Consider the following 24,025-nt stretch of genomic DNA (forward strand, 5'->3'; position numbering starts at 1 on the left):
TTCTGGAATGTCCCGCACAATGGGGGCACCACTTTACCACAAAGGCACTATAAGCTTCAACCATGAAAGATTACAACTTAAGCCCTCTGATTTTCCTCTGCTTTTTGGCCTGCCTTCTACCCCCTCCAACTCAGGCACAAAAAACCCTCCTTAGTGAGCGTATACCAATACTTAAAACTTACGATGCCGACCACCTGCTTAGGGTAGCCCTGCCACTAGGTGGTATTGGAACCGGCACGGTATCCCTGGGCGGACGCGGGGAACTGCGCGACTGGGAAATCATGAACGTACCTGCGAAAGGCTACAGCACCGTCACCGATGGCAATGATGCACCCTTTTTTGCTATTTACGCCAAACCCAAAGGAGGGAAAGCCATAACCAAAGGCTTAATGGGGCCCCTCTACGATTCGGAGTACCAACATGCAGAAGGGCGACCCGTTAACCACCACGGCTTGCCCCGTTTCCGCGAAGCCTCCTTTGAAGCCACCTACCCCTTCGGCATCGTCAACCTTAAAGACAGCGTTTTTCCTGCCACGGTCAAAATCGTGGGCTACAATCCCTTCATCCCGGGCGATTCCGATGATTCGGGCATCCCAATGGCCGTTTTTGAAATGGAAGTACACAATCCCACCGGACAGGATATGGAAGTGGCCATTGCAGGAAGTATTCGCAACTTTATCGGCAAAGACGGAAGGGAGTACATTACCGATTGGAAAGGTGATTATATCCCGACAGGTGCTAAAAGTAATGCCAACACTTACCGGACAGCTGATGGATTTTCAGGTATTTTTATGCATTCCAATGACGTAGACACCCTCCATCCGGCATGGGGCACAATAGCCCTGACTACATCCGCACCAATGGATCAGGTTAGTTATCGGACCAGTTCCGAAAAGAACGCCTGGAGCCGCGGCATCCTCGACTTTTGGGACGACTTTAGTGCTGATGGAATGCTAACGGAAAAAACAGTATCTGCCGACCCCGATCCCATGGCTTCCTTAGCCGTAAAACAGGTAGTGCCAGCCGGGCAAACCAAAGTTTACCGTTTTTACCTCACCTGGCACTTCCCCAACCGGCAGTCCTGGGGCAGCTGGAGCGAGGTGCAGCCCGTGGTCAGGGTTGGAAATTACTACACCACGCAGTACGCGGACGCCTGGGCCGTTATCAAACAAACCCTGCCCCGACTGCCACAGCTCACCAACAAAACCCTTGCTTTTGTGGAGGCGCTGATGGCGAGCGATTACAGCGAAGTGGTGAAGGAAGCTGCTCTATTTAACCTCAGCACCCTGCGCTCGCAAACGGTTTTCCGCACGGAAGACGGCAAGATGTTTGGCTGGGAAGGGGTGTTCGACCGCTTTGGTTCCTGCTTCGGTTCGTGCACGCACGTCTGGAATTACGAACAGTCCACTGCCTTTACTTTTGCGGATTTGGCGCGCAGCATGCGGGAAGTGGAATTCGGGCATGCCACGCGTGAAGACGGCTTCATGAGCTTTCGGGTGAATTTACCCCTTGACAGTGCCCACCTCTACCGAAAAGCCGCTGCCGACGGACAAATGGGTGCGATTATGAAGTTTTACCGGGAATGGCAACTCTCCGGAGATGATGCCTTCCTGAAAAAGCACTGGCCGCAGGTGAAGTCTGCCTTTACCTTCGCCTGGATAAAAGGAGGTTGGGACGGCGATCAGGACGGTGTGATGGAAGGGGTACAGCATAACACCATGGATGTGGAGTACTTCGGCCCCAATCCGCAGATGCAGTTCTGGTACCTCGGTGCGCTCAAAGCCATGCAGGAGATGGCGAAGTATTTAGGTGAAAAGGACCTGGCGAAGAAGTGCCAAACGCTTTTCGAATACGGCCGCCAATGGACGGATGAAAACCTATTTAGCGGAGAATATTATATCCACCAGCTACAAGTTCCGAAATCACTCGATGACATCGCCAAAGGATTGATGGGCGGCATGGGCAGTGAAGATCTGGAGCACCCAAAGTACCAACTGGAGGAAGGCTGTCTGATTGACCAACTCGTGGGGCAGTATATGGCGCATGTGGTGGGGCTGGGCTATCTGGCCAAGCCCGAAAATCTTAAAACCACCCTCCAAAGTATCAACCGCTACAACAAACGGGAAACCCTGTTCGAGCATTTCAACAACATGCGGTCCCACGCTATGGGCGATGAAAAAGCCCTATTGATGGTGAGTTATCCGAAAGGCGGGCGTCCTGAGGTGCCCTTTCCCTACTGGTCGGAAGTGATGACCGGCTTTGAGTACACGGCCGCTATTGGCATGCTTTACGAAGGAATGGAAGCCGAAGGGCTAGAGGTGATCCGGAATATCAGAAGCCGTTACGACGGCAGCAAACGTAACCCCTTTGATGAAGCAGAATGCGGGCATCATTATGCGCGGGCAATGGCTTCCTGGGCAGGTGTTTTGGCACAGAGTGGTTTTCAGTTCTCAGCGGTGGAGCAGTCTATGCAGTTCCATCCCAAGACCGGTAAGTGGTTTTGGTCGAACGGGTCTGCCTGGGGCACTTGCCTTATTTCAAATGAGAATGGGAACTGGGTGGTAGACCTGAAAGTATTGCATGGGGAGGCCAGCTTAAAGTCCTTTCAGTTAGGAGAAGGGTTAAAGAAACGCTTTAAGGAGCTTCAAACCGTTGGTGAGGGCAATAGATTGACCTTTGAACTTTATACAAAATAAATCCATGAAGCAAATAAAAACCCTAATCTGGCTCCTGTCTCTGCTTTCTATCGTGGCTTGCGATGAACAGCCTGGGGAAGGTACGTTCGGATACGATATCCATTTTCTGAAAGCCCATAAGAAAACAGTCCTCCTAAAAGAAAACGATGGCCAATCTCAGATAGCCATTGTACCCGACTATCAGGGGCGCGTGATGACAAGCACTGCTCAGGGTGAAAAAGGGAAGAGCTACGGCTGGATCAACCACAAGCTGATTGCCTCCGGAGCAATCCAACCAAAGATCAATGCGGTGGGCGGTGAAGATCGGTTTTGGCTGGGTCCGTTTTTTGAGTTGGAATCGTCCTCCAGCGCGAAGGCCCTTCAGCCGGGGGAAGCTATGACGCATATCCATGCTACCTATCATTTCGAGGGTGCCCCAAAAGCCATTCATCAGATAGCCAGAAAGGTATTGGGTGTCGATCTTTCCCGAATTCCTTTCTGACAGTTAACAAATCAGCAGCGTCAGATTTGCACAGACTGATCCGTTACGGACATGATCAAAAATCAACCTCAATGGACAGGAAAAAAGATTTCGACCGGATAACAAAATAATGATGATGCAAAGGATTTTACTTTTTATGGCTTCTTTGTTGTTGCTTAGTTCTTGTAATGAGGAAGCATCAACAGCCAAGCCACTGCCTCAACTCAGCGGCATCTACCCCCACCTCGCCTACTACAATCAGGAAGGCGAATGCGGTACCGGAGCAGTTGTCCCATGGGCCGACCAGCTATGGGTCATCACCTACGGCCCTCATCTGCCCAATGGCTCATCGGATCAACTTTACGAAATTACGCCCGACCTGGAGCAGATCGTTCGCAAAGAAAGCATCGGCGGTACCCCCGCCAACCGTATGATCCATCCCGAAAGCCAGCAGCTGTTCATCGGGCCCTATGCGATTGACCAGCAAGGGCAGGTCAGGACTATCCCTTACCCACAAATGCCGGGAAGGCATACCGGCAATGCGCGTCACCTGGAGCAACCGGAAGATAAGATCTACTACGGTACTATGGAGGAGGGGTTCTACGAAGTCGATGTCCACTCCCTGGAGGTGAAAGAACTCTACGAAGATGCGAATGGGCTGAAAGGCGACCAATACAGCACTTTACTGCCCGGTGCCCACGGCAAAGGACTGTACTCCGGACAAGGCGTCCTGGTCTACTCCAACAACGGGGAGCCCTCCGAGGAAGCGCTGAAGCAATTTGACATCCCTTCAGGCGTCCTAGCGGAATGGAATGGCAAAGACTGGAAAACCGTTAGAAGAGCCCAATTTGTGGAAGTGACCGGCCCGGGCGGAATTCAAGGCAATGAAAACCCTGAGACCGATCCTATTTGGGCCACTGGCTGGGACCACAAGTCTGTCCTGCTCGGTACACGCGATGCAGATACCGGGTGGAGCTTCTACCGCCTGCCCAAAGCCAGCCACAGTTACGATGGCGCGCACGGCTGGAATACCGAATGGCCCCGGATACGCGATGTGGGTACCAAAGACCAGCCCGACTATCTGATGACTATGCACGGGATGTTCTGGCGCTTTCCGAAGACCTTCACGGCTGGTAACAGTGCAGGAGTACGCCCGCGTTCAGCCTACCTGAAAGTCATCGGCGACTTTGCCCGCTGGAAAGGCCAACTGGTTTTTGGATGCGATGATTCGGCCAAAAAAGAGTTTCTCAACAAACGAAAAGTAAAGGGTGGCATTGAAGGCCCCGGGCAATCCAATTCCAACCTTTGGTTCACCGATTTTGATACGCCCGACCAACTCGGCCCCAATACCGCAGCCGGAGCCGTATGGCTGGACGAATCGGTAGCCGCCAACATAACATCCGAGCCCTTCCTCTTTGCCGGTTGGCCGAAGCGCAGCTGCTGGCTGCACAATGCAGGCAATGAGGCAACGACCTTTACCTTTGAAACCGATGCCGATGGAACAGGGCAATGGCAGCCTCTGATCTCTCATACACTAAAACCGGGCGAAAACACCCGCGTGACTTTCGATCGGAATCAAAGTGGAGAATGGATTCGGGTGAAAGCAGATCGGGCAACTATGGCCACCGCCCATTTCTACTACGCAGATGAAGAAGAGCGCAGCACACAGGCAGCCACCATGTTTGAAGGTTTGGCCACCACTGACCAATCCAAGGTGCTCGGCGGATTGCTCTACGGGCTGGGCGACAACCGCAAGAGCCTGGGCGTAGCCGCCACCAACTTTTCAGGCACACAGCCCGATGATTACCGCTACTACGAGCTCAACGAAAAGCTGGAGCTGCAACCTAAAGAAGATCCGAAGACGCTGGACTTTATCACCGGGCAATTTGCCATCCCCCAAAATGTCGTTACGGTGGAGGAAAGCTCCGTTTTGGTGGTCGACGATTCCGGAAGGCGATGGCGGTTCCCACTCGGAGACCCCAAATTTTCCGAATTAACGAATGCGGGAGTCTTAAGGATCGCCCGGGAGGTTGCCACCGAACGTGACCTGCTCAACCTGCACGGTACCTTCTACGAGCTTCCGGCTGAAAACGCTGATGGCTTTGCCAAGGTACGGCCAGTGGCTTCCCACCCCTTCCGCATCCATGATTACGCCAGTTACCGTGGATTGCTGGTCATGACAGGAATTGACCCGGCAGCCGGGAAAGGCAATGAGCATGTGATCGTTTCGGATGATGAGCAAGCCGCCGTTTGGGCGGGCGCCATTGACGACCTTTGGAAACTCGGCAAGCCCACAGGGCAAGGCGGCCCCTGGAAAAATACAGCAGTTCAGGCCGATGAACCTTCCGACCCTTACCTCATCGGATTTTACGACCGCCGCAGCCTTGAGCTTTCGCATCAATCGGCTGAGCCTGTTACCTTTACCATTGAAGTGGAGCCCATTGGCCATGGTCCGTGGATGGAATATCAGCAGGTCACAGTACCTCCTGGCGAAGCGTATACCCATCCCTTTCCGGCAGACTTCCAGGCGCGGTGGATTCGGTTTGTGGCGGATCAAAATACTTCAGTCACAGCATTTTTAGAGTATAAATAGAAACACAAGAGCACTTTCCAATTTGATGAAACATTACTTATGAAAGACAAAACTTACCTATTCCATCTTTTTTTCCTCCTTTTCTCTCCCCCTCTGCCGGCCCAAAATTCTTTCGACGTGCAGCACATCAAACGCACCATGGAAAAAGCCACATTCTGGCAATTGGACCATCCCAAACACAAGGATTACGACTGGACCAATGGCGCGTTCTACGCCGGCGTATTTGCCGCTTATGAGACGACCCGGAACGAGGCTGTTTTCCGGGCGCTGCTGGATATGGGCCAACGCGTCGACTGGCGCCCGGGGCTACGCCTCACCCACGCAGATGACCACGCCATTTGTCAAACTTACATTGATGTGGCCCGGGTGCCGGAAGAAAGAGGCGAGAATACCTGGCGCATCATGAACCCCACCCGGGTGGTCCTCGAAGACTTCATTGAATTTGAATATGTACAGCGGGAGCGGCGGGACTCCATCACCTGTTGAGAGTAACGGCTCATTGTCCGTCTTTTGAAGAGCCGTTTTGAGAAAATCTAAGTACCTTTTACCAAACATAGCAAAACTACTCAGGCATGAAACAACGATCTCACCTATGGCTCCTGGTATTTGCAGGGCTCGTCCTGGTAGCCTGCAATCAGGAAAACCCTACCAACACATCAGAGACGCCACCCAACATCGTTTTCATCCTCGCCGACGATTTTGGCTGGAAAGACGCTAGTTACAATGGCTCTGAATACTATGACACGCCAAATATTGACCGGATTGCGAAGAAAGGGTTCAAGTTTACCAATGGCTATGCTACCTGTCAGGTCTGCAGCCCTTCCCGGGCCAGTATCATGACGGGGAAGTTTCCGGCACGGCATGGCATTACTGATTATATAGGAGCGTGGTCAGATACGACATGGAGGGGCGCCGGGCGTTTTACTGCTCTTTTGCCGGCCAAATATGATCAGGCGCTAAATTCGGCAGATACGACCCTTGCAGAGGTATTGCAAACGGCAGGCTATCGTACTTTCTTCGCTGGCAAATGGCACCTGGGCAGCAAGGGGTCCTGGCCGGAAGACCACGGTTTCGACATCAACAAAGGCGGCTGGGAAAAAGGCTCGCCCATCGGCGGGTACTTTTCGCCCTGGACCAATCCTAACCTTGACAACCAAAAGGATGGTGAAAATCTCTCCATACGCCTCGCAGACGAGACTGTTGCCTTCATGAGCAGCCATCATCCCGATACTACTGGTAAGCCTTTCTTCGCTTTTCTGTCCTTTTACGCCGTCCACTCCCCCATACAAACCACGGAGGAAAAATGGGCGAAATACCGCGCAAAAGCTGAACGGCAGGGCATCGCGCCGAGCGCTTATAAAATGGGCCACTTCCTGCCCATCCGGCAAGTGCAGGACAATCCCATCTACGCCGGGCTGGTGGAAACCATGGATGAAGCGGTTGGAAAAGTGCTAACAGGACTGGATGAGCTGGGCCTTGCAGAAAACACCATCGTAGTCTTCACTTCCGATAACGGCGGTGTTGCTGCCGGAGATGCCTTTTCCACCTCCAACCTGCCCCTCCGTGGCGGCAAAGGTTATCAGTACGAAGGGGGCATACGGGAGCCTTACCTAATTAAAGTTCCCTGGATGAAAGCAGAGTCAACTGAAATCACCACCCCTGCCACCGGCACTGATTTCTACCCGACTTTACTAGAGCTGGCAGGGCTTTCAGCTCTACCCCATCAACACCAGGATGGGATCAGCCTGGTTCCTGCGCTGAAAGGCCAAGAGCTACCAGAACGCCCGTTGATCTGGCATTATCCGCACTACGGGAATCAAGGTGGAGAACCTTCTTCTATCATCCGCAGAGGCGATTGGAAATTGATCCAATACTACGAAAGCGACAAACAGGAATTATTCAATTTATCGACGGATTTGGAAGAACAGCACAACCTGGTGATGAAGCATCCTGAAATTGCAGAACGCCTGCACAAAGAGTTGTTTGATTACTTAAACAGCGTAGGCGCACTGTTCCCCAGAAAAGACCCGCTATACGATGCCCAAAATGAGCAAGCTTACCTGCAAAGTATCGAAAACGAGCTCCTGCCCCGTTTGGAGGAGGAACGGCTGCAAATCCTTTCCCCGGATTTTGACGGTGGGAATTGGTGGGGAAGTCAGGTGGTAGAGGACTAGTTTATAGCGTTTCTTGAGAGGTACAGACAAAGTCGTACCCCCCGGTTGAGCAGAAAGTACAACTATGCCTGGCTTCACCGGGTAGACCGGTTATCCGAAGTCTTCCAACTATGCTGGTTCTACCAAGCCTCCCCTGGTGACAGATAACGCTCCAGGAACCAGCCCGGTAAATTGGAAAAATGAGACCCATGATAACACTAAGATTAGCCACCCCACAAGACCAGGGCCTACTTGAATACTGGGATACCAAACCTCACGTCATTGCCTGCGACCCTGACAGCGATTGGGAATGGGAAAAGGAGCTACAACGGAGCCCTACCTGGAGAGAACAACTGATGGCTGAATTCAATACAAAGCCCATTGGCATAATTCAGATTATTGACCCTGCGGAGGAGGAGACTAAGTACTGGGGACAGGTAGAGCCAAACAAAAGGGCAATAGATATTTGGATAGGCGAAGCGTATAACCTCAACAAGGGCTATGGCACGATCATGATGAAGTTAGCTATAGAACGATGCTTCGCCAACCCTGACGTGACTTCTATTCTGATTGACCCCCTAAAATCGAATACCCAGGCCCATCGGTTCTACGAGCGGCTTGGGTTTGAGTTTTTGGAAGAACGGCAATTTGAGGATTCCCTTTGTTTCGTTTATGAATTGAAGAGGGCAGCCTGGCATGGCAGGCATTACAAGGGAGGCTAAAAAAGGTCACTCTGAGGTAAACTGTGTTCATCAAACCTTATCCACCGGGTCAACTAAAGATGTAACGAATTATACCTTAGAAAAACTTACAATATGCCAACGTGTAATGGACAGCGCCCCCATACTTTCCCCGGATCCCACTTATTCCTTTTCATTGCCCTGCTGCTTACAACGGTTTTCAATCAGGCAGGGGCTCAAAATGGTGCTTTCCGCATTACCGATTACGGCGCAGTGGGCGATGGCATAACTTTGACCACTCTGGCTATTCAATCTGCCATTGATGCAGCTGCAGAAGCCGGGGGCGGAAGGGTGATCGTACCACCTGGCAAATACCTCACTGGCGGGATAGAACTGCGCGACAATATCATCTTCGAACTCCAGGGTGGTGCCACCCTCCTTGGTACCGACCAACTCGATGCCTACGCCACCCACGAAGGGACTGATCAGCATGGGAAGGCCATACAAAGGCGCTACCTCGTCTCCGTAACCGGGGTAAAGAATGTCCTCATCGAAGGCAAAGGTACCATCGACGGACAGGGGAAGTTCTATTGGGAAACCCCGGCCGCTCCACCACCGCAGTGGATCAAAGCCAAAACGCCCCGCCCCAATGCCCTGCTGGAGGTTGCTGATTCTGAAAATATTACCATTCGCGATATTACCCTGACCAATTCGCCCAACTGGACCTGCCATATTATGCACAGTCAGGACGTGGTGGTGGACGGCATACGGATCATCAATGACCTCTTTGCCCCTAATGCCGATGGGATCGACATTACCGGCAGTCAGAGGGTACGGGTCACCAACTGTGACATTACCACCTGCGATGATGCAATTGTATTGAAAACCTGGAAAGACGGGCAGCCCTGCGAGGACGTGACCGTAACCAACTGCACTTTGGAAACCCTCTGTGCAGCATTGAAGCTTGGCACCGAATCCTACGCCGACTATCGCCGGATCACCTTTAGCAACTGCGCTGTACGTGCCGCTTCCCGACTATTTGCTATTTACGTGCGGGACGGTGGCACGGTGGAAGATGTGCTGGTTAGCAATATCACGGGGAGTACCAAAGCCCCACTTGTCCTGAACCGCCCCATTCAGCTGATGATCGCCAAAAGAACGCCCGAATCTCCGGTAGGGCGCATCCGTAACGTCAGCATTGAGCAAGTGAGCTGCGAAACCGATGGCCGCATCCTGCTTACCTCCATTGAACCGGACCGCATTTCTGATGTCCGCATCCGGAACCTGCACCTTCGCTATCCATTTGTGGAAGACCCTACAGCGGCAGGCTCAGATATAAAAAGCGCCCAATTTCCAACTACTTTGCCGGAAGTGCTCACTGCCAAAGCCGCGATCGTAGCTAAAAATATCGATAACTTCCAACTGGAAGGACTTACCATCACCTGGCCTGAATATCAAGTCCCCGAAGGCTGGCAGATACCTGTTCGCATCATTAATGGAGACTTTAATCGGAAATTTCGCTATGATTATCAGCAACCGAAACAGACCGAGCTTGGCGTCTTTTGGGGCGAAAACCTCAACGGTGGCAGATTGATCATCCCGGAAGCAGCACCTTCTTCCCCTACAGTGCAAAAAATCGAACTGAATAATGCTACTATTCAGTACCAGGCTACAAATTGATAGAGTAACCATGACCGGTTTGATTAGAGATTCTAACATAGCATCTCTATTGATGACAATCCATAACTGAAACGACCTTCTGTTGTAAAGGACAAAATCGTTTCTGAATGGACAACTCCGTTTTAAAGCAATCATTTTTGCTGTGCTTAGCACTGTTTGCCGGAATGCTCACACAAAGCTGCAACCCAACTGAGCCCAGGGCGGAAACCGCAGTGCCGGCAAACCCTTCAAAGGATAGTGACCGGCTTCTGGGCGCCTACTACTTCGGCGCAGGCTATTTCACGCTTGTACCTAAAAATATACGCCACGATCTGGATGAAATGAAAGGCCTCGGCACCGATATCGTATGCATTGGCATCACCGAAAGTGACATCAAGTACAATGAAGGCAATATCCGCTTTATCATTGAAGAAGCGCATCAGCGGGACATGCAGGTTTTTGCCGTGCCCTCCCGCATGGCCGGCATCACCGCCGGTCAGCCGATCGAACCGCCGCTCTTTGGCTACCATCATCCGGAAACGGCTGTACTCAGAAAAGACGGCACTCCGGTTGTGCGTAAAACCCACGGGATCCTCAGCAGCTTTTACCACCCGGAGGTCAAAAACTACTTTATTGAGACGACCTCAAAGATGCTGGAGCAGTTCGATCTTGATGGCATCATCTGGGACGAGCCCAAATCCACTTGGTGGGAATGGCAGGACTACTCCGAGCTGGCCCTAAAAGACAATCCGGAAGGAGACTACGTCAAATACATGGAAGACTTCGCGGACTTCTTTTCTGATATCAATGCTGAACTAAAAGCCCGGCAACCCGGCCTCACCATTGTCCACTTCGATGAGGCCTGCCGGGACGATACTGTTATCAACGTTTCGGCGACCATCCGCCACCTCGACTACTTCGGCACGGATGGCAAACCCTACCCCCTCACCAAGACCGAAAACATCACTAACCGGGACACCAAAGTGCTGCCCAAATACGGAGAGCGCTACATCAAAGCGGGGCGGGAAAATGACCTTAAGACCATGATGCTGGTAGAAAATCAGCGCATGAGCAAAGCCGAAGTCGACAAAATGGACGCGGCACTGCCCGGTATCCTAAAAATGGACGTAGACCTGCTACTCTACTATTACTACGGATTCTACGATGAGGCGCCAGAGTACAAAATGGACGTCATCCGGAAGCACATCCCGAAGTTCAAAAACCAAAATATTCAGTAGAGTTTATTAAGGTAGGTTTTGTATAGGGTATGGATGAGTATTTTTTGCCAGATCAAAGAACGCCCGGAACCTCGTAGCCTAAGCTACGAAGGTGAGGACGAGATGCAGGGCTGGTGAAAAAGACCAGTCAGAGACATACAAAATTTGCGTTAATAAACTCTAGTAAACCGAAGTTCTACCAAAGATGATGCACAAAGCTGTAAGAATTAATTTCCAATACCTTTTCGGTATCGGTCTGTATCTGATACTGAGTCTTTCCACGACAGCCGTTCACGGGCAGGTTGTCACCAATGAATCCATTAGCAAAGAGTGGCTGCGGGAACACCTCCAACCTCAGACACCAAGACTCATTTTCGATATTGAAACGCAGCAGTTGCTCGCTGAAAAGCTAACAACCGATGCCCACATTCAGCAACTCTACCAACACATCAAAGCCTATGCAGATTATTGTCTTCAGCAGCCGCCTTTGACTTATCAGAAACGAGGCAGAAGGCTGCTCAGTGTCTCCCGGGAAGCACTTCAGCGCATGCTCGCGCTCGCCATGGTCTACCGTATGGAGCAGCAACCAGAATATCTGCACCGGTTGGAAGCCGAACTCCTGACCGTGGCCCACTTCCCTGACTGGAACCCCAGCCATTTCCTGGATGCTGCCGAAATGGCCACGGCCGTGGGGCTCGCCCTAGACTGGTGCGGAAAAGATATGGCTCCGGATATTCTGAAGGTCTCTAAAAAGACCCTGCTCGAAAAAGCCATCAAGCCCGGCATAGGCATCACCTGGGAAAACTGGTGGTGGGTCTCCGAACACAACTGGAACCTGGTCTGCCACGGTGGACTGGCTATAGCAGCGCTTGCTGTTTTTGAAGAAGAACCCGACCTGGCTTCCTATACCCTGAACAGGACCGTGGAGCGTTTTCCGCTTGGACTCCTGCCCTATCAGCCCGATGGTGCCTACAACGAAGGCCCCGGTTATTGGTTTTACGCTACTAACTACCTGACGCTTACGGTTTCCGCTTTTGAATCAGCTGTGGGCACCGGGTTCGACTTTCTGGAAGTGCCGGGTGTCGCCCGCAGTGCCGAATTCAGCGAAATGACCGCCGGGCCCTCTGGTGATTACTACAACTACTTTGATGCCAGTACAAAAGGGTACCATAACTTTCAGCATATCGGGCTGCTAAGTTGGTTTGGGCAACGCAAAGGCTTCCGCCCTCCGGAAGAAGCCCTTGACCAGGCGATAGCGGACATCCCGCCACCTGAGCAGCAATCAAAGGGTCGGTTTTCCACCCTCTACCTGCTCAATCTGTTGCGCCTGTCCGAAGATGCGCCCGAAATCAAGCGGGAGCCCGTGTGGCTGGCTCAGGGCGATGCCCCTCTGGTCGTTTTTGCCCCAAAGCAACCCGATGGGCTCTACCTGGCTGCCAAAGGCGGCAGTGCCAACGACAACCATGCCAATATGGACGCCGGCTCCTTTATTCTGGAGTGGAAACGAACCCGCTTTGCCATTGACCTGGGCAATCAGGACTACTACGAGTTGGAGCGTACCATTGGGGTGGGCGCACTCTGGAACCGGGCACAGGATTCTCCCCGCTGGGACCTCCTGACCAAGAATAATTTCGGTCACAGCACCCTAACCATCAATGAGGCTAAGCACCAGGCTACCGGACGTGCCCTCATCCACGATTCTGACCTTAATCCCGAAAGTCCTGAGGTAGCCTTTGACCTGTCCCCCTTGTACGGCAACCAACTTAAGCGTGCAATCCGGACTTTCAAAAAGATAAGTGACTCAGAACTGCTCATTCAGGATGAAGTGGAACTTTCCGAAAACACCCAATCCCTCACCTGGCAATGGATAACTGATGCTGAGGTGCAACTGGACGATCAGACCGCCACCCTCACCATTGATGGAAAACAGATTCAGCTCGAAGTGACGGCGCCGGCGGATTTTGAACTGGCGGTGGTAGCGCTCGACCCGCCGCCCTCCAAACTGGACAAGGTCGTACCTAACCTCAAACGCATTGAAGTCCGCATGCAGTCACAAGCCTTCAAAAAGAAAAAGGGTCGTATCACCGTCAAAGTAACTGGGTTGCCCTGATCAAAACTACCAAAATTCATGGATGAAAAACTTCGAAGATCCAACCGGCTTTTTGCATTCAGCAGTATTTTGCTGTTGCTAAATGCCTGCACACCGGCAACAGAAACGGTAACCTCTCCCCCCAACATCCTGCTCATCCTGGTGGATGACATGGGGTATTCCGACCTCAGTTGCTTCGGTAGTGAGATCGCCACCCCAAATATCGACAGCCTGGCTTACAACGGGCTGCGGCTTACCCAATTTTACAATGCCGCCCGTTGCTGCCCTACCCGTGCTGCCCTCCTTACCGGATTGTACCCGCATCAGGCGGGCATGGGGCATCAAAACCAGGATAAAGGGCTGGCCAGTTACCGGGGGCGGATTACTGAAAATGCCACGACTATAGCCGAAGTGCTTCAACAACGGGGGTACGCCACCTATCAGGTTGGCAAATGGCACGTCGGCAATACCGAACCTTTTTGGCCCGGCAATAAGGGCTTCGATCAGTACCTCACGCTCATTGAGGGCGCGATGAGCTACTTCAATGACTGGCCCTGGGCGAAAAATCAGGATACGCTGGAAATGCGGTACAACGGCAGCACGTACCGGACTTCACCCGACTTCTTCGCCACAGATACGTTTTCAGATACCGCAGCGGCTTTCATCCAAAGGCACGACAGGGCACAACCTTTTTTCATGTACCTGGCTTACAACGCCCCCCACTGGCCCCTGCACGTGCGTCCGGAAGACCGGGATTTATACGATGGAATTTACGATGATGGCTGGGCGCCGATCCGCGAAAACCGGCTAAAAAAGATGCAGGAATTAGGGATTATTGAGCCCGATGTGGAACTGACCGAGCCCTACTCTACCGTTCCGGACTGGGATACCCTTTCCAGAGCCGCCCGAAGTGAATGGTCAGACAAAATGGAACTCTACGCGGCTGTGATGCACCGGCTCGACCTCGGCGTAGGGAAAGTAGTGCAGGCATTACGCGAAAACGTCCAGCTCAACAACACCCTAATTCTTTTCCTCAGCGATAACGGCGCCTGTCAGGAAGACCCCCTGGGCCCGTGGATCACCTACCCAAATGACGGGGAGGCTGGTGCCCCCTTTTCCTTCCCAGCCTATGAATTGCCTTGGGCGAATGTCAGTAATACCCCTTTTCGTTTGTTTAAATCTTATCTCCATGAGGGTGGAATGCGCACGCCATTTATTGCGCATTGGCCGGAGCAGATACAAGCAGGTCAAATCGACCGGACTTTCGTGGGGCATATTATTGATGTGTTGCCAACCTTAGCGAATATCGCAGAGGCTCCCTACCCTACTCAGATTGGTCAGCGCAACATTACGCCCACTGCCGGGCACTCCCTGTCCAAAGTACTCAAAGGCATACCAGATAACTCTGGCAGAATCCTGTTCTGGGAGCATCAATTCAACCGGGCAGTCCGGGACGGCGACTGGAAGCTTGTCTCCGCCCGCCGGCTGCCCGGACAAGACTCAAAAGGGGAATGGGAACTCTACCACCTCCCGTCGGACCCCACAGAAATCAATAATCTCGCCACAGAACACCCTGAAAAAGTGGAAGCTATGGCCCGGCAGTACCAAACCTGGGCGGATAGTGTAGGCGCCTACGACAAAGCCACCCTAAAACAACGCATGGCTCAAAAGAAAAAGCAATGAATCCAAGAATCCTGTTCTTTAGCTTGATCATACTGGCTCTAACTCTGCTCCAAAGCTGTCAGCCCGCTCCGGAAAACGGGCAGTCCGGGGAGCGCTTTTCTTACCGGGGCTGGAACATCCTTTCTTCTCACCGGGAGAACGGGCTGAAGACCCTGGACAAAGCCGTAGAATATGGCATCAACCACATCGAACTGTCCCACTACCAGTTGGTGCATGACCTGAAGGACTTTCGCAAGCCGGAAAACCGGGAAGCCACCAACTTTTTCATTGATGCGGCCCACGAACGCGGCATTGAAAATGTCTACGTTTGGGACCACGCTTTTTATCCCCTGGATTACTACCCCGACCGGTTCAAGGTGGAGGCACAGGCCAATGAAGACTTCACTCATCACACTACCAAATTTGAGGGCGGGCTGCAGCAACAACTGAACCTCGACGACCCCAAATTCTGGCAGTGGGTATACCAGGATTATGACAGCCTGCTCGACCTGTCCCCAAATCTGGATGGGATCGTACTGACCTTCATCGAAACCGGCAGCTACGTGATCTACCAGCATTCCGAAAAGCTGAAAACCAAAAGCGAAAAGCTGGCGGCCCTGGTCGACTCCCTGGGCGGCTACTTCATCGATCAGCGCGGGCTAAAGCTGACCATCCGCACCTTCATTTACAATCAGTTTGAGCGCGAAATCATTCTAAATGCTTTGAAGCAGATCAAGCGCGACGACATCACTGTCATGATCAAAATGACGCCTCATGATTGGTTCCTGACCTATCCTTACCAGGATTACGTCACGGATATTCCCTTTCCGGTTGTCATTGAATACGACTGCGGTATGGAATACGCCGGGGAAAACCTGATTGCCAATACTTTTTCCCACTATTTCGCTGATGCTTTCCGGCACTATGCGCAGTTTGAAAACGTAGTGGGCTACTGTGCCCGTACCGACCGTTTTGAAGAAACAGCAGCCGTGGGCACGCCGGGCGAACTCAATCTGTTTGTCCTTTCCCAATTGGCACAAAATCTCAACAAAGATACCGACAGTCTGACCACCGCATTTATCACCCAAACTTACGGAGCCGAAGTAGCCCCACTGCTTAAGCCCGCCTTTGACAGCGCCCTGTCCATCGTCCTCTCCACCTTTTACACCCTGGGCACCCACACCGCCAACCACTCCCGCCTCAATTACCACCGAAAAGGGCATTATCAGACCCACACCACCGGAGAATGGTTTGCGCCGGATGATCAGTATACCTGGATTGGGCATGACGTCAACAAACGATTGCACCATTACAAAGACATCCTTAACGCCCTGTCCTTCCCCGCCTACAAAACCGATACCGCCGGCATGCGGAAAGACCTCTCCTGGGTAGTAGACAGCGCATGGCTTTCGCCAAATGAAGCGCTCACTCACGAATACTATCAGGATATCCTTACGGAAAAAGCGTACAGCATTCGGCTGGCTGAAGAGGCCCTGAAAAGGGTGGAAAAAGCGCTGCCGCTCATTCCCGATACGACCGCCGCACAACGGCTCTATCACACCTTCAACCGTACCCTGATTGTTGCCAAAGAAAGGAGGGGCGCAGCGCAGGCCGTCTTCGGTTACCGGCTCTGGTGCAAAGGACCGAAATACCGTACCCTGGAATTGCAGCGGCAGATTTACGACGGTCTTGAGGAGACTGCTTCCATGCTGGAAGAGATTGACAATTACCCCGTCCACACGCCCCTCGGACAGTGGCGCTGGCAGCGCGACCGGGAGTCATTTGACATCTACTATAAGGCGATTACGGAAGCAGGTTGGCCGGAGGTGGGGCTGTATGAAGTGGTGCCGCGACCGGAATGAAATCTGTAAAGGCGTTAATCTTCTATCCTTATTAGGCTTCTTTTGACACTAATGATTTACACCCCCTAACCTTTCCAGTTTGATACTTTAAGCTTATTTATCGGTATGTAGTGCTTCATATTATTGGTAATCAGAGTCAATCCTTTTTCGATCGCTATCCCGGCTATCAGTAAATCAGAGGTACCTATTGTTTCACCGTTTCTCCTAAGTTCACCATACTCGAAGGACGATATTTCAACCGATTTTTCAGTTAAGTTTATGACTTCACAGTTCTCGTCTACAAATGCTTTGAACTTCAAAAGCTGCTTATTAGCCTCCTTATATTCCAGTCCACTTCTGATTTCATAGTATGTAACTGACCTTTCGCACGCGAAAGGTTATGATAATTGAAAAAATTAGCAGTACTCAGGGTGCTTGGCACAGCAAGCCCACTCAGTGCATGGCACTGAAAAAGCACTCGCATGAACAAGTTAATCAAGGCCTTACCCCAAAAGAGGGGTGGCTAGCCCATCCGGCGGTCCAATTTTAGGGACATAGGCTTTGAGCCTTTGCACCTCTTGAAAAGCCGCCCTGAGGGCATTGACATAAATTTTGGTTTTTAGGGCAAAGTGGTTGGTCTGCTCTTTTGCAGCCAGCAGTTCGAGTTTAGTCCAGGCAATCATGGCAGCAAAAACATGGTTGCACTGGGATGTCTCGTGCTTGTGGGGGACTTTTCCAGCCCCACGTTTTGTTTGAGCGATTTGTGGAATACCTCCACTCCCCAGCGTGTCCCGTAGGTTGTGCAGATAGCTGGGCCGCTTAGCACCAGATCGTTGGTGACCAGGTACAAGTCTCCAGTTGAGCCGTCTTGGTTTATAAAGACCTGCTTGACCAACTGGACTTGGAAATCCAGCCCTTTGAGGTAAACAGTAATGGCCTGGCCTGCTTGCAGTTCTAGCCCGTCGACTCGGTGGAACTTGCCTTCCAGCTTGTCTTCCATGCTAAGGGCGACCTTGCGGTTGCTCTTCAAGGCACTGATGAAATGCTTGCCCAGCTCATAATGCACGAACTCGAAGTTCTCCTTGGCAGCAAACCAAGTGTCCCATACCACATAGCGGAAGGGCACGCGGTTGTATTTGACAAGTGCAAAAAGCTGGTCGCGCAGCATCTCGTTCTTGCTGCGGGGGCTGCGCTTCTTTACCTGCCCGCTTTTGGCATCCACGTATTCTTGCGACTTGCGCACGATCTCAAAAGCAACAGGCAGCTCTATGCCCTGTGGGCTCTGGTAAAGGAAATTCAGGATGTTGATCCCTTTGGTGTGCCCCGCTTTCGGCTTCTTGGAGTGGTCCCAGTGCCAAGTGACCACTTCATTCTCCGTAGAGTGCGGCTTCTCCTCGATCGTGTCATCTATCTTGATGACCGCGTCCGGGTGCTCCACTTTACGTACCAAAGGCTTTATGCAACGCCAATAGTCCTTTGCCGTGAAGGCTTCCTGCCCTAAAAAACGGCTGATCTTGTCATGGCTCAGTGCCTGATCGGTCAGCTCGGACAAGCCGGTGGCTGTCGCCATGCGAAACGATGCCAGCAGGTAGTCCGAATACAAGTCAAGTAACTTTGGGTCTTTCATCTTGCGCTCCTTTGAGCTGCAAGATAACTGCCCTAACATTATTAATCAATTTTCCAAATCTTTCGCGTGCGAAAGGTCAGTATGTAATTATTGAAATCAACAGTTTTTCATATTCCTCTAAATACTGGATTACCTTTTTTGCAACAGTTTCGTCCCCCTTCAAAAAATAGGATAGCGTATCTGTATCTAGTATTGATTCTTCCATTCTCAAAGATTCCCTTTTGATTCCTGCAATCTCTTTTCTGGAAGACGTTCTGTGAACTCTTCAAACAGGTCTTCATCTATATCGCTCCAAACACCAAAATATTTGAGAACCCTAGTATCTGTTTCTTTTCCTGGCAATTCCAATGCTTTTATATATTCAAGCAGGTTATTAAGCTTATCCGAAGACATTCTTTCTACCCTATCCTTAATTTCTTTTCTTATTTTTTCATCAGCTACCATTCTCAATTTTTTTGATCGTTGCCAATATCTTAAACCAAGTTAGCGCATTTCAAGTTCTTCTTCAAATCATAGATCTGATATCGTCTTATAGCTTTATAAATGGATCGACCGCCCTTCCTCCTGAGACTGATAAACCGCTTCCAAAATTTCCACAGACTTCCGGGCTTCCCTTCCATCAACCGAAAAAGGTGTTCCTGTTTCCAGCGCCGTCAAAAACTCAGCGATGCAGCGGGCATGATTCGCGTATTGGATGGCCATCGGGTTGGAAGCCCCACTTGTGCCGGCCTGACCAAAATTGGAGCGGATAGCTTCATCCTCCGGTAAAGGTTCGGCGAAAGCCCAGACTGATAAGCTGTCTTCCACCTGTTGAATGGTACCCTTAGTCCCCATCAGGTCTAGTTGGCGGGGCTGCCCGGGGTAGGCAGCGGTACTGCCGTAAATTTGCCCCAATGCGCCATTAGCGAAGCGCAGGGCCACTACGGCCGTATCTTCCACCTCAATGTCGTGCGCGAGCGTATCGGTGTAGGCGAACAAGGACTGCACCGGGCCCATCAAATGCTGCAGCAGGTCTACCATGTGGATGGACTGATTCATCAACGCGCCACCACCATCGAGGGCCTGCGTGCCCTTCCAGGAACCGGCATAGTAAGCCTCATCGCGCCACCAGGGCACCCGGACGGCCGCGTAGGTAACTTTACCCAGGCGTTGCTGTGATAAAGCCTGCCGGATATGCCCAACCACTGCATCATAACGGTAATTGAAGATGCAGCCCAGGACAGTGCCCGCCCTATCATGAGCCGCAATCATCTCATCAATCCGGTTGGTGGTGATTTCGAGTGGCTTCTCACAGAGAACCGGCTTGCCCTCCTCTGCCGCCAAAATAGCTGGTTGCAGGTGAAGCCCGCTGGGGGTGGCAATGAGCACCACATCAACTTCCGGCGATTCGATCAGTGCCTGGTAATTGGCAAAGGCAACAGCCCCATATTGATCTGCTAACGCTTTAGCACGTCCGGAGCCTCCGTCGCAGCAGCCCGTTAGTTGTGCATTGGGCAGGGAGGCAATGGCTTGTGCATGCAGGTCGGCGACTGCACCGGCACCAACGATACCTATTTTATACATAGATCTTGTTTTTTACAGGTTAATGCTAACTCAAAAGGGTAACCGTAAATTACAGCTATTCAGGTTACAAGCCCCGCAGGCAACCCACTTGATAGTAGAAAAAACCATTGCGATGAACCGACTCCTTCTTCTCCTTCCAATTATGGGCCTGCTGCTCTTTGGCTGTAGCAATGAGCCTACCGCTGAATCTCCGGAATATGACGTCTGCATTTACGGCGGTACTTCTGCCGGGGTGATTGCCGCTCATGCTGCCGGCAAACTCGGGCTCAAAACCCTGCTCATTGAGCCCGGCACTCATTTGGGAGGCCTCTCGTCCTCCGGTCTGGGCTCCACAGATATTGGCAACAAACATGCCGTCACCGGCCTAAGCCGTGATTTTTACCGCCGTCTGGGCGACCACTACGGCATCTTTGAAGCCTGGACCTTTGAGCCTTCTCTGGCTGAAAAAACCTTTGAAGAATATATCGCTGAGGTGGAAGTGGACGTATGGCGGCAGCACCGCCTGCAATCTGCTGAAAAAGAAGGGACAAATATCCAACGAATCACCGTGGAGGATCTGACAGCCGGTGGCGCAAGCAAGCAGGTTTCCGCCAGGATGTTCATTGACTGCACCTATGAGGGTGACCTACTGGCAGCCGCGGGCGTTTCCTACACGATTGGCAGAGAAGCCAACAGCACCTACAACGAGACCCTGAATGGCGTTCAACTCCGTAAATACCATCAGTTCGAGGATGGCATTGATCCATATGTTGTTGCCGGAGACTCCACAAGCGGGTTGCTTTGGGGCATTAATGACGAGCCCCTGTCTCCCGATGGCACCGGCGATAAAAAAGTACAGGCGTATAACTTCCGCCTCTGCTGGTCGGACGATCCCGACAATCAGGTGCCCTTTTCCGAGACCCGACCGGAAGGATACAATCCGGAAAAATACGCACTGCTGCTTCGCCTTTTGGAATCGAGAGAAGCTAAAGGGAAAAAGCGGCATGACGCCGGCACCTATTTCATCATCAACCGTATGCCCAACCACAAAACCGACATCAATAACCGGGGGGCTTTCTCCACAGACCATATCGGTGCCAACTGGGACTACCCCGAAGCCTCCTACGAAGAGCGCGAAGCCATCCGGCAAGACCACGAGGACTACATCAAAGGCCTGTGCTACTTTTTAGCAACTGACCCACGTGTACCCAAACGCGTACAGGACGACCTGAATACCTGGGGCTGGGCCAAGGATGAGTTTACCGATAACGGAAATTTCCCCCATCAGATGTACGTGCGTGAAGCGCGACGTATGATTGGAGAAACAGTTATGACTGAACACCACTGCCTGGGGGATGAAGTCGTTCAGGATCCTATCGGGCTGGCCGCCTACACCATGGACTCCCACAATTGTGATCGCGTAGTCATCCACAAAGATGGCAAGGCGATGGTCAAGAATGAAGGCAATGTGGAAGTCGGTGGTTTTCCGCCCTTCCCCATCGGCTATTCCGCACTGACTCCGAAAGCCTCTGAATGTACCAACCTGCTGGTTCCGGTTGCCCTGTCTGCTTCCCACATCGCCTATGGCTCTATCCGGATGGAACCGGTTTTCATGGTGATGGGGCAGGTCACGGCTATTGCTGCCCAACTCGCGATTGAAGGGCAAAAAACCGTGCAGGAAGTCGACCATCAAAAGATCGTGGACCTCATGAATACCGATCCCTTGCTCAACGGCACCCGCCCGGACATCCTGGTGGACAATACTGATGCCGGTCAGGTGGAAGCAGTAGGCACCTGGCAGGACACAAGCCGGTGGATGGGACAATACAAAACGAACTACGCCATGACGGACCCGAAAGAGAGTGAGGCATCTCAATTCTCCTTTCAGACCCCTGTGGAAAGGCCCGGGAAATACCAATTGTATCTCTATGTTCCCAGCCGGCCACGTGGCATGGAAGCCGAATGGGCAACCACGCTGCCCGTCACCATCACTCATCAGGAGAGTCAAACTCAAAAAACGATTGATCTTCAGGTACACGAAAGGGACTGGGTCGATTTAGGCAGCTACAGCTTTGAGCAGGGCGGGCAATGCCAGCTTACGCTAAATGCCGGTACCGCTAACGGGCCCGTTGCCGCTGATGCCCTCCTACTGGTGCCCACAAACTAAAAACCGGAACCGATGCACTATAGATTTTGCTGGATTGCAGGCCTTTTCTTGTTATTGGGCAGTTGTCAGGAGAAGGCCTCCGACACCACACAAACCGACGAGCGTCCCAACATCATCATCATCCTGGCCGATGACATGGGCTATTCCGACCTCGGCTGTATGGGTTCAGAAATCAATACCCCTACCCTCGACCGTTTGGCGGGCAATGGGCTGCTGATGACGCAGTTCTACAATGCCGGGCGCTGCTGCCCCACCCGGGCTTCCCTGCTCACCGGGCTATACCCGCATCAGGCAGGAATGGGTTCCATGACCTTCGATCTGCCCGAGCTGCCAGCTTATCAGGGCTACCTAAACCAAAACTGTGTGACCCTTGGAGAGGCGCTTGGAGATGCCGGCTACACCACCCTCCTGTCCGGCAAATGGCACGTAGGCGAACACCGCCCCCACTGGCCGGGCGACCGGGGCTTTGATCAGTATTTTGCCTTTATTAATGGTGCCTCGAGTTACTACAATCTCGACCCTTACCGGCCAGGCAGAGCGCCACTGGAAATGACCCTGAATGGCGAGCCCTACACGCCCGGTGAAGGCTTTTATATGACCGATGCTATTTCGGATTATGCCACAGACTTTATCGCAGCGCAAAAAGACAGCACGGCTCCATTTTTCCTTTACCTGGCCTATACTGCGCCCCACTGGCCACTGCATGCTCCCGAGTCAGAGATTGCCAAATACCGCAACAAGTACAAATCCGGCTGGGCTAAGATCCGGCAGCAGCGCTACGAGCGCATGCTTGAACTGGGCATTATAGATTCGGCATGGGCTTTATCCCCGGCTTTCCCGGACCTCAAAAAGGTACCGGACTGGGATACGCTCTCTGAGGAAGAACAAGACCTCTGGGACCTGCGCATGGCCACTTACGCGGCGATGGTTGACCGCATGGATCAGGGGATTGGCAAAGTGGTGGCACAACTTGAAGCACAGGGCGAACTCGACAACACCCTAATCGTATTTTTATCCGATAACGGCGGGTGCCACGAGGAAGTCTACAACTGGAATATTGCCTACGACCAAAGCGGGAAGACCGGCGGGCCCAAATCCTTCGACGCTTACGGTTTTGCTTGGGCGAATGTCAGCAACACCCCTTTCCGCCTCTTCAAATCCCTGACGATGGAAGGGGGCATTTCCACCCCGCTCATTGCCCACTTCCCAGCCATGATCAAGGGCGGACAGAAGAGTAATGCACTCGGCCATATTACCGACCTCATGCCGACCTGCCTCGACCTTGCTAATGCCACCTACCCGGAGGAGTTTCAGGGCAACATCATCACCCCGACTCCGGGCAAAAGCCTGGTCCCCGTCTTCCGCGAACAGCGCCAAACCCACAGAGAATTAATATATTGGGAACACAACGACAGCAAGGCGATCCGCAAAGGCGACTGGAAGCTGGTGCTGCCATCCTGGGGCGGGCCGGAAGACTGGGCGCTGTACAACCTGAAAGAAGACCGGTCTGAGCTGAAGGATTTGTCCGGCCAGCACCCGGAAAAAGCAGAGGAAATGCGCCTGGCTTTTGAGTCCTGGGCAGACAGCGTTGGGGTGATGCCATGGCCGGAAGTGAACAAGATTAGAAAAAACAGATAAA

Annotated in this window: 17 protein-coding genes and 1 pseudogene; 13 read left to right on the forward strand and 5 right to left on the reverse strand. The window is 52.2% G+C overall.

All coding sequences use genetic code 11. The features are described 5' to 3' along the window. The first annotated feature begins 62 nt into the window (after positions 1 to 62). The 11 genes from ACO08I_RS03555 (at position 63) to ACO08I_RS03605 (ending at position 17,071) form a co-directional block, all read left to right on the forward strand. The gene (locus ACO08I_RS03555) at positions 63 to 2,696 is read left to right on the forward strand and encodes a GH116 family glycosyl-hydrolase (protein WP_421948505.1); all 2,634 of its coding nucleotides are present in this window, start codon (positions 63 to 65) and stop codon (positions 2,694 to 2,696) included. A 4-nt stretch (positions 2,697 to 2,700) separates the two neighbouring features. Further along, positions 2,701 to 3,177, forward strand: a complete 477-nt coding sequence (locus ACO08I_RS03560; RefSeq protein ID WP_421948506.1) for a DUF6786 family protein — start codon at positions 2,701 to 2,703, stop codon at positions 3,175 to 3,177. A gap of 136 nt (positions 3,178 to 3,313) precedes the next feature. Continuing rightward, positions 3,314 to 5,749: a hypothetical protein gene (locus tag ACO08I_RS03565; RefSeq protein WP_421948507.1), complete on the forward strand. Its 2,436-nt coding sequence runs from the start codon at positions 3,314 to 3,316 to the stop codon at positions 5,747 to 5,749. Positions 5,750 to 5,788: 39 nt separating this feature from the next. Next, complete coding sequence (locus ACO08I_RS03570; protein WP_421948508.1) at positions 5,789 to 6,235, forward strand: glycoside hydrolase family 88 protein; 447 nt, start codon at positions 5,789 to 5,791, stop codon at positions 6,233 to 6,235. 86 nt (positions 6,236 to 6,321) lie between these two features. Next, complete coding sequence (locus ACO08I_RS03575) at positions 6,322 to 7,923, forward strand: sulfatase (protein ID WP_421948509.1); 1,602 nt, start codon at positions 6,322 to 6,324, stop codon at positions 7,921 to 7,923. A 188-nt stretch (positions 7,924 to 8,111) separates the two neighbouring features. Beyond that, positions 8,112 to 8,624, forward strand: a complete 513-nt coding sequence (locus ACO08I_RS03580; RefSeq protein ID WP_282784523.1) for a GNAT family N-acetyltransferase — start codon at positions 8,112 to 8,114, stop codon at positions 8,622 to 8,624. Between the two features lie 93 nt (positions 8,625 to 8,717). After that, positions 8,718 to 10,262 (forward strand): glycoside hydrolase family 28 protein, encoded by a 1,545-nt coding sequence (locus ACO08I_RS03585; protein ID WP_421948510.1) that lies wholly within the window; start codon positions 8,718 to 8,720, stop codon positions 10,260 to 10,262. Between the two features lie 107 nt (positions 10,263 to 10,369). Beyond that, on the forward strand, positions 10,370 to 11,479 hold the full coding sequence (locus tag ACO08I_RS03590) for a hypothetical protein (RefSeq protein ID WP_421948511.1): 1,110 nt from the start codon (positions 10,370 to 10,372) through the stop codon (positions 11,477 to 11,479). A 184-nt stretch (positions 11,480 to 11,663) separates the two neighbouring features. Continuing rightward, on the forward strand, positions 11,664 to 13,568 hold the full coding sequence (locus ACO08I_RS03595) for a heparinase II/III domain-containing protein (RefSeq protein ID WP_421948512.1): 1,905 nt from the start codon (positions 11,664 to 11,666) through the stop codon (positions 13,566 to 13,568). Between the two features lie 18 nt (positions 13,569 to 13,586). Beyond that, positions 13,587 to 15,230, forward strand: coding sequence for an arylsulfatase (locus tag ACO08I_RS03600; protein ID WP_421948513.1), 1,644 nt, complete (start codon positions 13,587 to 13,589; stop codon positions 15,228 to 15,230). After that, entirely contained in the window at positions 15,227 to 17,071 is a 1,845-nt protein-coding gene (locus ACO08I_RS03605) for a hypothetical protein (RefSeq protein WP_421948514.1), read from the forward strand. Before ACO08I_RS03600 ends, ACO08I_RS03605 begins: the two co-directional genes overlap by 4 nt. A 65-nt stretch (positions 17,072 to 17,136) precedes the next feature. On the opposite strand, the pseudogene ACO08I_RS03610 reads toward ACO08I_RS03605, so the two are convergent. The 5 genes and pseudogenes from ACO08I_RS03610 to ACO08I_RS03630 all read right to left on the reverse strand — a co-directional run. Further along, positions 17,137 to 17,415 (reverse strand): annotated as a pseudogene (locus ACO08I_RS03610) (type II toxin-antitoxin system VapC family toxin); the annotation flags it as partial. Positions 17,416 to 17,553: 138 nt separating this feature from the next. Then, the gene (locus ACO08I_RS03615) at positions 17,554 to 17,733 is read right to left on the reverse strand and encodes a hypothetical protein (RefSeq protein WP_421948515.1); all 180 of its coding nucleotides are present in this window, start codon (positions 17,731 to 17,733) and stop codon (positions 17,554 to 17,556) included. After that, on the reverse strand, positions 17,730 to 18,677 hold the full coding sequence (locus ACO08I_RS03620) for an IS701 family transposase (RefSeq protein ID WP_421948516.1): 948 nt from the start codon (positions 18,675 to 18,677) through the stop codon (positions 17,730 to 17,732). Before ACO08I_RS03620 ends, ACO08I_RS03615 begins: the two co-directional genes overlap by 4 nt. Before the next feature lie 207 nt (positions 18,678 to 18,884). Further along, positions 18,885 to 19,121, reverse strand: coding sequence for a hypothetical protein (locus tag ACO08I_RS03625; protein WP_282777884.1), 237 nt, complete (start codon positions 19,119 to 19,121; stop codon positions 18,885 to 18,887). 93 nt (positions 19,122 to 19,214) lie between these two features. Further along, positions 19,215 to 20,240: a Gfo/Idh/MocA family protein gene (locus ACO08I_RS03630; RefSeq protein ID WP_421948517.1), complete on the reverse strand. Its 1,026-nt coding sequence runs from the start codon at positions 20,238 to 20,240 to the stop codon at positions 19,215 to 19,217. 112 nt (positions 20,241 to 20,352) lie between these two features. Here ACO08I_RS03630 and ACO08I_RS03635 point away from each other — a divergent pair, with 112 nt between their 5' ends. Then, a complete protein-coding gene (locus ACO08I_RS03635) occupies positions 20,353 to 22,386 on the forward strand; it encodes an FAD-dependent oxidoreductase (RefSeq protein ID WP_421948518.1) in 2,034 nt (677 codons plus the stop codon). A gap of 12 nt (positions 22,387 to 22,398) precedes the next feature. Then, on the forward strand, positions 22,399 to 24,024 hold the full coding sequence (locus ACO08I_RS03640) for an arylsulfatase (protein ID WP_282777878.1): 1,626 nt from the start codon (positions 22,399 to 22,401) through the stop codon (positions 24,022 to 24,024). Position 24,025: the final 1 nt, after the last annotated feature.

The organism is Phaeodactylibacter xiamenensis (assembly GCF_965229835.1).
Lineage (GTDB): Bacteria > Bacteroidota > Bacteroidia > Chitinophagales > Saprospiraceae > Phaeodactylibacter > Phaeodactylibacter xiamenensis.